Here is a 13970-nt window from a genome sequence, read left to right as displayed (position 1 = left end):
GCCCATGCAACGATTGAAGGAATGGCTGCTGTGGGCGTGGCACATCGTCAGCACACCGGCCGGAACGCTGAGCCTCGGCTTCCTGACGCTGGGCGGCTTTGTCGGCGGCGTGATGTTCTGGGGTGCGTTCAACACGGCGCTGGAGGTGACCAACACCGAGAAGTTCTGCACCTCGTGCCACGAGATGCGCGACAACGTCTACCAGGAGCTGACCCATACGATCCATTTCGCCAACCGCTCGGGCGTGCGGGCATCCTGTCCGGATTGCCACGTGCCGCACAACTGGACCGACAAGATCGCCCGCAAGATGCAGGCCTCGAAGGAAGTCTGGGGCAAGATCTTCGGCACCATCGACACCCGGCGCAAGTTCCTCGACAAGCGGCTGGAGCTTGCCCAGCACGAATGGGCGCGGCTCAAGGCCAACGACAGCCTCGAATGCCGCAACTGCCACTCGTCGGTGGCGATGGACCTGACGCGCCAGACCCAGCGCGCGGCTGAAATTCATACCCGCTACCTGCTGTCTGGCAAGGCGACCTGTATCGACTGCCACAAGGGCATCGCCCACGAGCTGCCCGACATGAAGGGCATCGCGCCCGGCTGGCAGGTGCCGCCGGAACTGCAGGGCGAAACGCTACCGCAATCCTCGGCGGTCGATGCCCTCGAACGCTACGTCAAGGCGTCGCATGCCGGCCTTCCGATGGAGGTGATGGCGCTGGATTGAGGCGCCGCGCAATCGCGCGCTTGTTTGTCCGCGCGCAAGGAAGGCTAAGGCGCAAACGTCCATCCTTGGGGCTTCACAGCGGTGAGTGACGATGAAGCCACGTTTCAACGACGACATGAGCATGGACGCGATCATGCGCCAATGGCCGGGTACCATACGCGTGATGCTTGGCCACGGCCTGATCTGCATCGGCTGTCCGATCGCCTCGTTCCACACGGTTGCGGATGCCGCGCGGGAGCATCACCTTGACGAGGACATGCTGGTTCGCGACCTGACGAGCGCGATGAAGTGAGGATGGCGGGCCGTCCGTCAGCCTTTTTCGGCGCGGCCCTCGGCCAGCGCGAACAGCCGGTGCGGCTCGACCACGGTCACCTTCTGGCGACCGCTCTTGACCAGCCCCTTTTCCTCCCAGGCCGTGAGCAGGCGGCTGACGGTGTGCAGCGTCGTGCCCGTCATCTCGGCGATGTCCTGGCGTGAGATCGGGAAGTCGATGAGGATGCCTTCCTCGGTCTTGCGCCCTGTCTGCTTGACCAACCGCAGCAGCGCATGGGCGACGCGCTGCTCGACCTGCTCGGTGGCCAGTTCGACGACGCGGGCCTGGGCCTCCTGGAGCCGGGCGCCGACGGTCTTGTAGGTGCCGGTGGCGAAGCTCGGAAAGGACCCCGCCAGGTCCGGCCACAGATTGCCGGGCCAGGCGAGCACGACGCAGTCGACGGCCGCGACCGCACTGGCCGGATAGGTGGTGCGCCCGAGCGCATGGGCGATGCCCATCAGTTCACCCGGGCTGATGTAGCGCACGATGACCTGCTGGCCGTCCGGCGTGGTCTTGACGACGCGGACATGGCCGTCGAGCAGGAGGAAGAACGAGTGCGCCTCGCCCTCCTGTTCGAAGACCGTCTGGTCCTTGGCGATGCGCAGCGAACGCGCCTGCTGGAGAACTCGGTCGAGATCCGCCGGGGTCATGCCCTGGAAAGGGGGCAAGCCGGTGATTAGCGAGCGGTCAAGACGGCTCATTTCAGTTGCTCCTGCGCGTTCCCCATCCTGCTCTCCGAAACCACAGATCATCTCGCCGCGGTTTGCGCTGGATCAAAGTGTCTCCGGCAAAAACGACATAGGCAAGGGCCCAACGGCTGGAGCCGTCGTGAAAGGAAAGAAAAGATCATGAAATACGCCATTGCTACCGCAGCCGCGTTCGCAGCCATGCTTCTGGCCGGTGCCGCGCAGGCCGCCGACTACCAGGTTCAGATGCTGAACAAGGGCGAAAAGGGCTCCATGGTGTTCCAGCCCGACTACATCGTCGCTTCACCCGGCGACACCATCACGTTCGTGCCGACCGACAAGTCGCATGACGCCGAGAGCATCAAGGGCATGATCCCCGAGGGTGCGACGCCGTTCAAGGGCAAGATGAACGAGCAGATCACCATCACGGTCGACAAGGAAGGCGTCTACGGCGTCAAGTGCACGCCGCATTACGGCATGGGCATGGTGGCGCTGATCGTGGTGGGCAAGCCGACCAACCTCGAGGCGGCCAAGGCGGTCAAGCAGACCGGCAAGGCCAAGAAGACGTTCGAGGCGCTTCTGGCCCAGGTTCCCGCCAACTGAGTGCGGCGTATCCATATCTGTCTCTAAGCCAGCCGGGTGGAACGGTTCCGCCCGGCATTTCCCGTTGGAGGGGCTGTCATGGCTATTCCACGCGTTCGGCCGGGAAACTATCCCGCCGTGCTTTCCTACGGCTTTAGGCCGTTTTTCCTGCTCGGCTCGCTCTATGCCGGCCTGACCATCCTGGCATGGCTGCCGATGCTCTCCGGACGGCTCGAGACCGCGAGCGTGTTTGCGCCGGTCGACTGGCATATCCACGAAATGATCTTCGGCTACGTCGCGGCCATCGTCACCGGGTTCCTGCTGACCGCCATTCCCAACTGGACGGGCCGGTTGCCGGTGCAGGGGCTGCCGCTGGCGGCACTGGTGGCGATCTGGCTGGCCGGCCGCCTGGCGGTATTCTTCTCGGTCGACATCGGCTGGCTCGCCGCCGCCCTAATCGACAGCTCGTTCCTGCTGGCGGTTGCCGTCGCAGCCGCCGTCGAGATCATCGCCGGCCGCAACTGGCGCAACCTCAAGGTGCTCGTGCCGGTCAGCATCTTGTTCGCCGCCAATGTCGCCTATCATCTCGAGGTGCATGTCAATGGCGAGGCCGACATCGCCCGCCGGCTCGGGATCGGCGCCACCGTGATCCTGATCATGATCATCGGCGGCCGCATCATCCCGAGCTTTACCCGTAACTGGCTGGCGCGCCAGACGCCGGGACGGTTGCCGGTGCCGTTCAATCGCTTCGACGCCGTCACGATTCTGGGCTCGGCAGTCGCCCTTCTGGCCTGGACCTGCTTCCCGGATCATGTGGCGAGCGGCGCGGCATTGCTCGCGGCAGGAGCACTCAACGTGGCAAGGCTCGGCCGCTGGGCCGGCGACCGCACCTGGCGCGATCCGCTGGTGGTCATCCTGCATGTTGCCTATGCCTTCGTGCCGGTGGGCTTCTTGCTGGCGGCACTTGCGGTTCTCCTGCCCGATGCCGTGGCGCCGGCCGCCGGCCTGCATGCCTTCGGCACCGGCGCCATCGGGGCGATGACGCTTGCAGTGATGTCGCGGGCCACGCTGGGGCACACCGGACGCGCGCTGCATGCCGGCAACGCCACCTGCATGGTCTTCGTTGCGGTCGTCGCGTCGGCAATACTCAGGATCGCCTACGCTTTCCTGCCCGGCACGACATCGCTGCTGCACGCGTCGGCTGCCGCATGGACACTCGCTTTCCTGGGCTATGCGGCAGTCTATGGCGGCATGCTGCTGCGGCCCAAGCTGCGCGCGCGGCAGGCCAACGCGGCGCCGTCGTGACAAGGCTGGCCTGAACTCCGCGGAAACGAGAAAGGCCCGGATCTCCATCGGAGGTCCGGGCCTTTTGCCGTTGGAACGCCTAGCCGGTGGCGCCGCGCCAGAGCGCCCTGAAGGCCGACAGCATCGACGGGCGCTCCCTGACGAGGCGGATGCCGAGATTGTCGGGTGGCAGGCCTGCCGCGCAGCCGCCGCTCTTGCCGTCGCGAATGAAGAACGACATGTAGCCGCGATGCTTGCCGGCGACGACGCGCACGCCGCAATTGTCGGTGCTGGTGTCGACGCGCCCGTTCCCGTCGAGCGCCACCCTGCGGTAGCAGGTCGTCGTCCACTCCCAGACATTGCCGCCGACATCGTGGAGGCCGTTGGAATTGGCGCCGAAATGTCCCTGCGGCTTGGGCTCGGGGTCGCGGCCTTTCGCTGCCTCGGCCTCGCCGCGGTAGCGCGCCAGCCAGCGGGCGATGGCGTCGCTGCCGCCGTCGGGGTCGATGCCATGGTCGCTGAAACGCTCGGCCGCGGCGAAAGCCCATTCCTCGTCGGTCGGCAGCCGCCAGCCTTCTCCCGTCTTGTCCGACAGCCACTGGGCATAGGCGTTGGCATCGCGGAAGCTGACGCCCGTCGCGGGCAGGTTAGCCGCGCGCTGGACCGCGCCATCCGCCGGAGCGCATGCTCCATCTGCGACGCAGAGGGCATAGTCGGCGGCGCCGACCTGATAGGCCATGATGTCGAAGGAGCGGCGGAAGCGGACGCGATCCTCCGGCGCATCGACCGGGCGCTCGGCGGTCTGGAACTCGCCGGGCAGCCTGTAGGCCAGCCGGCCCGGGGCAATGGCAACCGTCTGCGGCGAGGCCATTGCCGGCTGGGCGGTCGGCCCGGCCGGATCACGGGTCAGGTAAACGGCCAGCGCGATGGCGGGAACCACGAGCGCGGTGGTCAGGAGTAAGCCGGGTTTCATCGATTTCATCCTTCAAAAAAACGGCCCGCAGGCATGCCGGCGGGCCGAGTTGGACAGTGAAAGGAGCCCGCCGGTCAGTTGGTCGGGATCGGGCCGGGTGCCTGGACCTGCTTCATCAGGTCGTCGTCCCATTCACCCTCGACCATCACGTGGGCGGTTGCACCGAGTTCGGCTGCCTCGATCAGGTTGTGGTTGACGTAGGCGTAGACACCCGGCTGCAGGAAGGTGTAGAGCGCCGCCCCCGCAGATCCGCCGCGGATGAACCAGGTCTCCAGGTCCTTGGCCGGGGCGTTGACGAACTTGCCTTCTTCCCAGACATGGTCGCCATGGCCGCCGATCAGGTGGGGCCGGCTGTCGCGGTTGGCTTGGGCGTGGACGAACAGCACCGTTTCGCCGACCTTGGCCTTCAGCGCGTTGTCACCCGTGAGCGAACCGACCTTGCCGTTGAAGACGACGTGGGTCGGGATCAGGCCGCGCATCACCTTGAGCGTCTCGTCGTAGCTGTCGCCGAGGCTCTCGTACTTCTTGTACTTGCCGTTCTCGTCGCGCGGCACATAGAGGTCATGCTCGCCGATGTAGAAGATGCGGTCGTATTTCAGCGGCTTGCCGGCGCCGTCCTTCAGCCCGTCGCGAGGCAGGACCATGACGGCGCCGCTCATGCCGGAGACGACGTGCCAGGGGATCATGCCGGTCGGCGCGCAGTGGTAGACGAAGGTGCCGGCGCGGGTCGCCTTCCAGCGCAGCACCGCCTGTTCGCCGGGGTTGACGTGGGTCAGCGCACCACCGCCCAGCGCGCCGGTGGCGGCATGGAAGTCGATGTTGTGCGGCATCTCGTTGCTCTCGGGATTGACCAGCGTGAGTTCAACATAGTCGCCTTCGTGGACGATCATCAACGGGCCGGGCATGGAGCCTTCATAGGTCATCGCCTGGAGCGTCGTGCCTTCGTCGTCGATCACCATAGGCAGTTCCTTGATGGTCATCCGGTATTCGATGACCTTGGGGCCGCCCTTGGCGATCTGGTCGTGAGGGTGGGCGAAGGGCGGGGCGACAAGGTCGACCTTGACCCGCGGCAGGCCGGCTATGTCGGCCACCTTGGCCTGCGCCAGCGCCGGAGTTGCGATGACCGAGCCCAGGAGCGCGGCCGCTGCCGCACCTGTGGCCGTACCCAAGAGTGCTTCGCGTCGCGTCAACATTTCAGTTCTCCTTCGTGATTGGCGTTGCCTGTTATTACGGTCAGGAGGATATGCGGCTTGCGGCAAGTGATCTTTGTTGCAGCGCAAACAATTGTTGCAGTGCCGCAACTTGGTCTGCTCTTGCGGAAAATGACGGGTCGGCAGTACAGCGCCGCAATGCTTGGCCGGGCGGCCAGGACAGCGTCCCGCGCGGGATGCCCTGTCAGTCGGGGCAGGAGGTCGTCCGCAGTGCGGCGAGCAGGTTCTGCTCGCATGCCACATGGCGACGAACAGCCAGGAAATAGGCGCGCAGCATGTAGCCTATCGCATCCCAGGTGCGCTTGCCGCCACCGCGCGACAGGCCAACGAGGATGCGGACTATTTCGTCGGCGGCAGCATTGTCCTGCGCATGTTCCAGTCGCAGCCGGTCGATCGTCGCCCCGGTGCCGGCAGCGGGCAGGCGACCAAGGGCGGCGGGAAAGAGAATTTCCTCCTCCAGCCTGTTTGCGGCTTCGATGGCCGGCTTGAGCTCGGCGGCGATTTGCCGGCAGAGCCTGCGGTCGGGACGAGGAAGGGAATCGGCGACGGCCTCCAGGCTGTCGCAGATCTGCAGCGTCGCGCGATAAAGCCTGTGCAGTTCGGTGAAACCAGCCGTCGAATTGGGATCGCTCATCGCGGCGCTGCAACGTCTACTGGTTGAAGAACAGCACCGCGGCGATGGCGATCGAGGCGAGCACCGCGGAAGCTGCCCCCGTGCGCTGCAGCACACCCATGCGATAGAGCAGCAGCGCGAAGCCGACGATGATCGGCGTGGCGACCGAAAGGCCGAATTGGGCGTTGCTCATTGCGGGCTCCGTTGACTGATCCGATGTCGCGATGTCGCAGATTTTCGCGCCCGCCACCTTGCGCAAACGCAAAGAAGCCTTGCCGCCGCCTGCCTAAGAAGCAGCATGGACATGACTGTTTCGACGCGCGCGCAGGAAGACGAGGCGCCGGACGCCGGCGATTTCCTGCTCTGGATCCTGGTGTGGAGCGAACTCGCCGCCTTCGGCATCCTGCTTGTCGCCTTCATGGTTGCCGGCGTCGTGCAGGCGGACCAGTTCGCCGCTGCGCGGCTCCACCTGAACGCGCCGCTCGCCGCGTTGAACACCGCCGTGCTGCTGACCAGCGGCTGGCAGGCGGCGCGCGCGGCACGGCCCGGGGCGACACGCGGCGAGGCCAGGGGCGCGCTCATCGTGGCTGCCCTTTTCGGCCTGCTGTTCGTCGCCATCAAGCTGTTCGAATACCGCGGCGAGATCGGACATGCCGGCGATGAAGCCTATGGCGTGTTCTTCGAACTCTATTTCCTGCTGACCGGTTTCCACCTGCTGCACGTCGCCTTCGGCGCGCTGGTGCTGCTGCTGGTCAGCTGGCGCGTCGGACGTGCCAACGTCGTCCTCATCACCACGCTCTGGCATGTCTTCGACCTGATCTGGATCGTCATGTTCCCGCTGGTCTACCTGGCGTGAGCGGCATGACGGACGGCTCCCTCCGGCGGCTTGCCCGCTCCTGGCTCTTCCTCCTCGCTTTGACCGGGGCAAGCGTTGTGGCCGTGCGCTTTGGCGGCGCTGCGGCCGGAGCCTCGCTCGTTCTCGGCCTCGCCATGCTCAAGGCCCGCCTCGTCATCCTTGATTTCATGGGCCTGCGCGGCCAGGCGGCGATGTCGCGCGCGTTGCTGGGCTGGTGCCTGGTGCTTGCGCTGGGCGGCGCGGCAAAGACGATCGCTGTTGCGATGGCGGTTGGCTGAGCCGCGGGCGACTTGTTTGCCAAAACGCAAAGAAGCTCTTCCCCAAACCCATAGAAGGTTCCCGTCCGGGTAACCGGAGACCGCCGGGCTGTGCCTGTCGGGAGGGAAAACGATCGGGCCGATCCGCTGGCGCGGCCACCTGACTGGAAAGGATCACGTGATGGCAGAACGCCTCACAAAAACAGGGGCTCGAAACGTCTTCTACGGCGGTTCGATCTTCTTCTTCGCAATCTTCGTCGGGCTGACGGCCCACAGCCATTTCTACATCCGCACGACCTCCACGGACGAGAAGACGCTGACGGACTCCGTCGCGCGCGGCAAGCATGTCTGGGAAAAGAATTCCTGCATCAACTGCCACACCATCCTGGGCGAGGGCGCCTATTTCGCGCCCGAACTCGGCAATGTCTGGAAGCGCTACGGCGGCGAGAGCGACCCCGAGGGCGCGCGCGAAACGCTGAAGGCCTGGATGGCGGCGCAGCCGTCGGGGATCGAGGGCCGGCGCCAGATGCCGCAGTTCAACCTCAACGACGAGGAACTGAACGACCTGGCCGACTTCCTCGAATGGACCAGCCGCATCAACACCCAGAAGTGGCCCCCGAACGAGGCAGGCTGAGGAGACAGACATGAAATACGAAACGCAAAAGGTCGCGATGACCTATTTCTACGGCGCCCTGGTCCTGTTTTTGGCCCAGGTCGCCTTCGGCGTGCTCGCCGGCCTCGTCTATGTCGTGCCCAACACGCTGTCGGAGCTGCTGCCGTTCAACATCATCCGCATGATCCATACCAACGCGCTGGTGGTCTGGCTGCTGATGGGCTTCATGGGCGCAACCTACTACCTGCTGCCCGAGGAGACCGAGACCGAGCTCTACAGCCCGAAGCTGGCGATCCTCCAGTTCTGGATGTTCTTCATCGCGGCCGGCATCGCCGTCGTCGGCTACCTGTTCCGCATCCACGAAGGCCGCGAGTTCCTCGAGCAGCCCTTCGTCATCAAGGTGGGCATCGTCGTGGTCGTGCTGATGTTCCTGTTCAACATCACCATGACGGCACTGAAGGGACGCAAGACCGCCGTCACCAACATCCTGCTGTTCGGGCTCTGGGCGCTGGCGATCTTCTTCCTGTTCTCGTTCTACAACCCGTCAAACCTGGCGCTCGACAAGATGTACTGGTGGTACGTCATCCATCTCTGGGTCGAGGGCGTGTGGGAACTGATCATGGCGTCGGTGCTCGCCTTCCTGATGATCAAGCTCAACGGCGTCGATCGCGAGGTGGTGGAGAAGTGGCTCTACATCATCGTCGGCCTCGCCCTGTTTTCGGGCATCCTCGGCACCGGCCACCACTATTACTGGATCGGCGCGCCGGGCTACTGGCAATGGATCGGTTCGCTGTTTTCGACGCTCGAAGTGGCGCCGTTCTTCTCCATGGTGCTGTTCACCTTCCACATGACCTGGAAGGCCGGCCGCAATCACCCCAACAAGGCAGCGCTGCTGTGGTCCATCGGCTGCTCGGTCATGGCCTTCTTCGGTGCCGGCGTCTGGGGCTTTTTGCACACACTGTCGTCGGTCAACTACTACACCCACGGCACGCAGGTGACGGCGGCGCACGGGCATCTCGCCTTCTTCGGCGCCTATGTGATGCTCAATCTCGCCATGATGGCCTATGCCATTCCCGAGATCAAAGGCCGCGCGCCCTATAACCAGTGGCTCAACATCACCAGCTTCTGGATGATGGTCACGGCGATGTCGGTGATGACCTTCGCGCTGACCTTCGCCGGTGTCGTCCAGGTGCATCTCCAGCGCGTGCTGGGCGAGAGCTTCATGGACGTGCAGGACCAGCTGGCCCTGTTCTACTGGGTGCGCCTCGGCTCCGGCGTCATCGTGGTGATCTCGGCGCTGATGTTCATGTGGGCCGTGCTGGTGCCCGGCCGTGAGCGCAGCGAGAAGCCGGTCCGCGCCCTGCAGCCTGCCGAATGACACCGTTTTCCGGCCCCGGTTCGTCCGGGGCCGGATCCCGCACCTGCGACGCTTCCCCACGGAGTTCCCCAATGACCATTGCCTTGCCGAATGTCCGCCCCGCCGCCGACAGCCCCGCCTTTTACAGCCCCTCCGGCAATGAATGCAGTCTGTTCGAGCGCGCCTGGGCGCGGCGGCTGCCGCTGCTGCTCAAGGGCCCCACCGGATGCGGCAAGACCCGCTTCGTCAGCCACATGGCGGCGAAGCTCGGCCTGCCGCTGTCCACCGTCTCGTGCCATGACGATCTTGCCGCCGCCGATCTCACCGGCCGTTACCTGCTGATGGGTGGCGATACCGTCTGGGTCGACGGGCCGCTGACGCGCGCCGTGCGCGACGGCGGCATCTGCTATCTCGACGAGATCGTCGAGGCGCGGAAGGACGTTGCCGTGGTGCTGCATCCCCTGACCGACGACCGCCGCATCCTGCCGCTCGAGCGCACCGGCGAAGAGCTGATGGCGCCAGCGAGCTTCATGCTCGTGGTGTCCTACAATCCCGGCTACCAGAACCTGCTGAAAAGCCTGAAGCCGAGCACGCGCCAGCGCTTCGTCGCCATCGAGTTCGATTTCCTGCCCAAGGCGGAGGAGGTCGCGGTGGTGTCGGCGGAAAGCGGGCTGGCCGAAGGCCAGGTCGCGCCGCTGGTCGAACTCGCCCGGCGCATCCGCGCGCTCAAGGGCCACGACCTGGAGGAGGGCGCTTCGACCCGCCTGCTCGTCTATTGTGCCACGCTCATCGATGCCGGCGTGCCGGCGCGCGAAGCCGTGCTTGCCGCGATGATCGAGCCGCTGACCGACGAGCCCGATGTCAAGGCGGCGCTGGTCGAGCTTGCCGATTCCCTGATCCGCTGAGGCCGGCCATGCTTGATTTCCTCGAGCTGGAAGAAACGGTCGGCCGCGCCTGGCATCGCCTGATCGGCCATGTCCAGACCTGGCCGCGCCACCCCGAGCATGCGGTGCATCTGGCCGCGGTGCAGCCGGTGCTGGCGGTCTGCTTCCGCGGTTTCGGCGGCGAGGGTGCGGTCCAGATCGCCACCGTGCGCGGCAAGACATCGGGCCATCGCCTCGGCTGGCGCCAGCGCATGGGCCTCGGGGAGGAGAAGCTCGCCCAGCCGGCGCGCGACGGCTCGTCGCTGATGCTGCCGTCGGTGATCGACCTGTTTCCCGACAAGGGGCTCAACCGCGATCTCTACATCTGGCTTGCGGCCTACATGGCCTTGATGCCGCTCGATCCCATCGTCGAGAGCGACCCGCTGCTGCGCGACCTCGAAGCCTTGCTGAGGGCGGAGGCGACGGTTGCCAGGGTGACGGAAACCTTTCCGGGGCTCGGCCGCCGCTATCGGCGGCTGGCGGCGGCAACGCTTTCTGCGCGCCATCGTGCACCGCTGCCCTCGGTCGAGGCGCATGTCGAGCGGCGCGTGACCAGCCTGCTCAGGCAGCAGGCCGGCCTGCCTGACGATACGCTGCCTGCAATCTTTCCGCACCGCGCTCCGGCGGGGTACCTGCGGATGCTGCCCGTCCCCCTGTGGCCCGACGCGCTGCTGCGGCCGGAGACGGCACCCCGCCGCGACGAGGACGAACCGGTGACCGGCGGCCGCGATGCCGGTGGCGTCGAGATCGAGCGCCAGGTTGCCGTGCGCGAGAACCAGGAGGGGCGCAAGGACGACCGCAGCCCGTTCATCCTTAACCGCTTCGAGAAGATCCTGGCGATGGCCGAGATGGTCAATGTCGACCGTCCCTCGGACGACAGCGACGACGATGCCAAGGCCGCCGAAGACCTCGACGACATGACGCTCGGCGAGCGCAAGGGGCGCCCGGCCTCGCGCTTCCGCTTCGACCTCGACCTGCCGCCGGAAGCACTGGATCGAACGCCGCTGACGGCGGAACTGACCTATCCCGAATGGGATTTCCGGAGCGGCAGCTATCTTGCCGATCATTGCCGCGTGCTGGCGGCGCCTGCCGCGGAAGCCGGGACAGCCGGGGAGCCGGATCTGGAGACCCGGCGCCTCATTCGCCGGGTGCGCCGCCAGTTCGAGGTCTTGAGGCCGCGGCGCGAGATGCTGCGCGCCCAGTTCGACGGTGCCGAGCTCGACCTCGATGCGGTGGTGCGCGGGCGTTGCGACCTTGCCGCCGGCGGCCAGGGCAGCGACCGCATCCACCTGATGAGCCGGCCGCAGGCGCACGACCTCGCCGTCACCATCCTGGTCGACGTGTCGCTCTCGACCGATGCCTGGTTCGACAACCGCCGGGTGCTCGACGTCGAGAAGGAGGCGTTGCTGATCCTGGCCAACGGGCTCGCCGCCTGCGGCGACAACCACTCGATCCTGACCTTCACCTCGCGGCGGCGCGACTGGGTGCGCGTCGAGACCGTCAAGGCCTTCGACGAACCGATGAGCGCTGCGGTCGAGGCCCGTATCGCCGCGCTGAAGCCGGGCTACTACACCCGGATCGGGGCGGCCGTCCGCCACGCCAGCTCGGAGCTGGCCCGGCAGCCCAACCGCAAGAAGCTGCTTCTGGTGCTGACCGACGGCAAGCCCAACGACCTCGACCACTATGAGGGCCGCTTCGCGCTGGAGGACAGCCGGCGCGCGGTGGTGGAGGCGCGGCGCAGCGGCCTTGGCGTCTTCGGCGTGACGGTCGACCGCGAGGCGAAGTCCTACATACCGATGCTGTTCGGCCAGAACGGCTATGCCGTGGTCGGTAACATCTCGAAGCTGCCGGCAGCCCTTCCCGCCATCTATCGCAGCCTTGCAGGATAGGGGGACAAGGTCGCGATGGCGAAAGGCCCGGCGCGCCAGAGCCGGGCCTTTTTGCTTTTGTTGATGAAATGTTAGGCGCCGAGTTCCGTCGCGCGCGCCCTCCGTCCGGCAGGACAGGGGGACGCGAAGGAACGCGACCTTTTCAGGGGACGCTCGGCCTAAGCCGCCTTGCTGTGCGTACGCGCCGACTGGTCGATGTAGGCGTCGAAGGCTGCGGCGACCGCACGGATGACGAAGCGGTGCTCCCGGCTGACATGGACCACGCCGTCGGCAATCGTCACCACGCCGTCGTTGGCCAGTTGCTTCAGCCTGCCATTGCCGGCCAGCAGCGCCGATGGGTCGACGCCGTGCGCCTTGCAGATCGCGCCGACATCGGCGCTGAAATCGCACATCAGGCGTTCGATGATGTCGGCCCGCAGCCGGTCTTCCGCTGTCAGGCGGTAGCCCTTGGCGGTCGCCAGCTTTCCCGAGGCGATGTGCTGGGCATAAAGGCCGGGCGCGACCTCGTTCTGCACATAACCGCCCTTCATGCGGCCGATGGCCGATGCGCCGAAGCCGATCAGGGTCTCGCAATTGTCGGTGGTGTAGCCCTGGAAGTTGCGCCGCAGCCTGCCTGCTTCCTGGACCTTGACGAGGTCGTCGCCGGGCAGTGCGAAATGGTCGAGGCCGATCTGCCTGTAGCCGGCGGCGGTCAGGGTCTCGGCGATAGCTTCCGCTTGGGCATTGCGCGCGGCGCCGTCGGGCAGGGCGGCCTCGTCGATCATGCGCTGGTGCTTCTTGAACGAAGGGATGTGGGCATAGCCGAACACTGCGAAGCGATCGGGCAGCATGGCGATGGCAGCATTGGCGGTGTCGATGCAGGATTGCACCGTCTGGTGCGGCAGGCCGTAGATCAGGTCGAAATTGATGCCGCCGACGCCGGCGCGGCGCAGGTTGTCGGTGGCCTCCGCCGTCTGCTTTTCGGTCTGGATGCGGTTGATCGCCTTCTGCACCACCGGATCGAAGCTCTGGACGCCAAGGCTGGCGCGGGTGACGCCCGCCGCCCCCAGCGCCAGCGCCATCTCGGCCGTCAGCCGCCGCGGGTCGATCTCGACGGCGATGCCGGTTCTGTCGGAGAAGTCGTAATGGTCGCGCAGCAGGGCTGTCAGCGCCAGGAATTCGGCCGGCGAGACGATGGTCGGCGTGCCGCCGCCGAAATGCACCTCGCCAACCGGCAGGCGCTGCGGGATGCGTTGGGCGACCATGCGGATCTCGTCGTGCAGGACGTTGAGATAGTCGAGGATCGGGCGGTCCTGCCTGGTTATGCTGGTGTGGCAGCCGCAGTACCAGCACATTGAGCGGCAGAACGGGATGTGCAGGTACAGCGACACCGGTTCGTTGCATGCCAGCTGCTGCAGCCAGTCGCCATAGGCGCCCGTGCCGATGGCCGGCGAGAAGCGCGGCGCGGTGGGGTAGCTTGTGTAGCGGGGCAGGCGCGCCTCGCCATATTTCTCCAGGATGGTCGGGGGCATGGCTTTTCCAGTTCTGTCGCTGTGACTTGCGACCGATCTAGGCCCTCGGGCGCGAGGTCTCTTTGCGAAATGCCAAGCTGGGGCCATTTCCCCGAATTGTTTGCGTTTCGGCAATCTCGGTCTTCGCCCGTCGCTTTAGGGTTGCCGCATCCGGGGGCAGGCGGCCGCTCCCCCGGCATTT

16 protein-coding genes are annotated in these 13970 nt (G+C 66.0%); 10 read left to right on the top strand and 6 right to left on the bottom strand.

The features are described 5' to 3' along the window. Positions 1–4: 4 nt before the first annotated feature. Positions 5–721 carry a cytochrome c3 family protein gene (locus ASC75_RS02180; RefSeq protein WP_055970050.1) on the top strand — a complete coding sequence of 239 codons (717 nt, stop codon included), beginning with the start codon at positions 5–7 and terminating at the stop codon, positions 719–721. 91 nt (positions 722–812) lie between these two features. After that, complete coding sequence (locus tag ASC75_RS02175; RefSeq protein WP_055970047.1) at positions 813–1013, top strand: DUF1858 domain-containing protein; 201 nt, start codon at positions 813–815, stop codon at positions 1011–1013. Between the two features lie 17 nt (positions 1014–1030). Here ASC75_RS02175 and ASC75_RS02170 read toward each other — a convergent pair whose 3' ends face one another. Then, positions 1031–1735: a Crp/Fnr family transcriptional regulator gene (locus ASC75_RS02170; protein WP_055970044.1), complete on the bottom strand. Its 705-nt coding sequence runs from the start codon at positions 1733–1735 to the stop codon at positions 1031–1033. A 147-nt stretch (positions 1736–1882) separates the two neighbouring features. Between ASC75_RS02170 and ASC75_RS02165 the strand changes: the two genes are divergently transcribed. Both ASC75_RS02165 and ASC75_RS02160 read left to right on the top strand, forming a co-directional pair. Continuing rightward, entirely contained in the window at positions 1883–2323 is a 441-nt protein-coding gene (locus ASC75_RS02165; protein WP_055970041.1) for a pseudoazurin, read from the top strand. A 78-nt stretch (positions 2324–2401) separates the two neighbouring features. Continuing rightward, positions 2402–3607 (top strand): NnrS family protein, encoded by a 1206-nt coding sequence (locus ASC75_RS02160; RefSeq protein ID WP_055970038.1) that lies wholly within the window; start codon positions 2402–2404, stop codon positions 3605–3607. A gap of 79 nt (positions 3608–3686) precedes the next feature. On the opposite strand, the gene ASC75_RS02155 is transcribed toward ASC75_RS02160, so the two are convergent. The 4 genes from ASC75_RS02155 to ASC75_RS26335 all read right to left on the bottom strand — a co-directional run bounded on the left by ASC75_RS02155 (position 3687) and on the right by ASC75_RS26335 (position 6576). Next, positions 3687–4559: an SUMF1/EgtB/PvdO family nonheme iron enzyme gene (locus ASC75_RS02155; RefSeq protein ID WP_055970035.1), complete on the bottom strand. Its 873-nt coding sequence runs from the start codon at positions 4557–4559 to the stop codon at positions 3687–3689. Positions 4560–4633: 74 nt separating this feature from the next. Then, a complete protein-coding gene (gene nirK, locus ASC75_RS02150) occupies positions 4634–5752 on the bottom strand; it encodes a copper-containing nitrite reductase (RefSeq protein WP_055970032.1) in 1119 nt (372 codons plus the stop codon). 202 nt (positions 5753–5954) lie between these two features. Next, positions 5955–6404 carry a hemerythrin domain-containing protein gene (locus tag ASC75_RS02145; protein WP_055970029.1) on the bottom strand — a complete coding sequence of 150 codons (450 nt, stop codon included), beginning with the start codon at positions 6402–6404 and terminating at the stop codon, positions 5955–5957. 16 nt (positions 6405–6420) lie between these two features. Further along, complete coding sequence (locus ASC75_RS26335; RefSeq protein WP_156381067.1) at positions 6421–6576, bottom strand: hypothetical protein; 156 nt, start codon at positions 6574–6576, stop codon at positions 6421–6423. Positions 6577–6681: 105 nt separating this feature from the next. On the opposite strand from ASC75_RS26335, the gene ASC75_RS02140 reads away from it, so the two are divergent. The 6 genes from ASC75_RS02140 to ASC75_RS02115 all read left to right on the top strand — a co-directional run bounded on the left by ASC75_RS02140 (position 6682) and on the right by ASC75_RS02115 (position 12278). Continuing rightward, entirely contained in the window at positions 6682–7239 is a 558-nt protein-coding gene (locus ASC75_RS02140; protein WP_082496352.1) for a cytochrome c oxidase subunit 3, read from the top strand. A 5-nt stretch (positions 7240–7244) separates the two neighbouring features. Next, the gene (locus tag ASC75_RS02135) at positions 7245–7517 is read left to right on the top strand and encodes a cytochrome C oxidase subunit IV family protein (RefSeq protein ID WP_055970026.1); all 273 of its coding nucleotides are present in this window, start codon (positions 7245–7247) and stop codon (positions 7515–7517) included. A 160-nt stretch (positions 7518–7677) separates the two neighbouring features. Continuing rightward, positions 7678–8130, top strand: coding sequence for a cytochrome c (locus ASC75_RS02130; protein WP_055970023.1), 453 nt, complete (start codon positions 7678–7680; stop codon positions 8128–8130). 10 nt (positions 8131–8140) lie between these two features. Further along, positions 8141–9487, top strand: a complete 1347-nt coding sequence (locus ASC75_RS02125) for a cbb3-type cytochrome c oxidase subunit I (RefSeq protein WP_055970020.1) — start codon at positions 8141–8143, stop codon at positions 9485–9487. Between the two features lie 71 nt (positions 9488–9558). Next, on the top strand, positions 9559–10371 hold the full coding sequence (locus ASC75_RS02120) for a CbbQ/NirQ/NorQ/GpvN family protein (protein ID WP_055970017.1): 813 nt from the start codon (positions 9559–9561) through the stop codon (positions 10369–10371). Positions 10372–10379: 8 nt separating this feature from the next. Next, complete coding sequence (locus tag ASC75_RS02115; RefSeq protein ID WP_055970013.1) at positions 10380–12278, top strand: nitric oxide reductase activation protein NorD; 1899 nt, start codon at positions 10380–10382, stop codon at positions 12276–12278. Between the two features lie 158 nt (positions 12279–12436). On the opposite strand, the gene hemN is transcribed toward ASC75_RS02115, so the two are convergent. Beyond that, positions 12437–13789, bottom strand: coding sequence for an oxygen-independent coproporphyrinogen III oxidase (gene hemN / locus ASC75_RS02110; RefSeq protein ID WP_055970010.1), 1353 nt, complete (start codon positions 13787–13789; stop codon positions 12437–12439). Positions 13790–13970: the final 181 nt, after the last annotated feature.

Origin of the sequence: Aminobacter sp. DSM 101952, assembly GCF_001424795.1 — a bacterium.
GTDB classification, from domain to species: Bacteria; Pseudomonadota; Alphaproteobacteria; order Rhizobiales; family Rhizobiaceae; genus Aminobacter; species Aminobacter aganoensis.
This window is presented reverse-complemented; position numbering and strand designations above follow the sequence as displayed.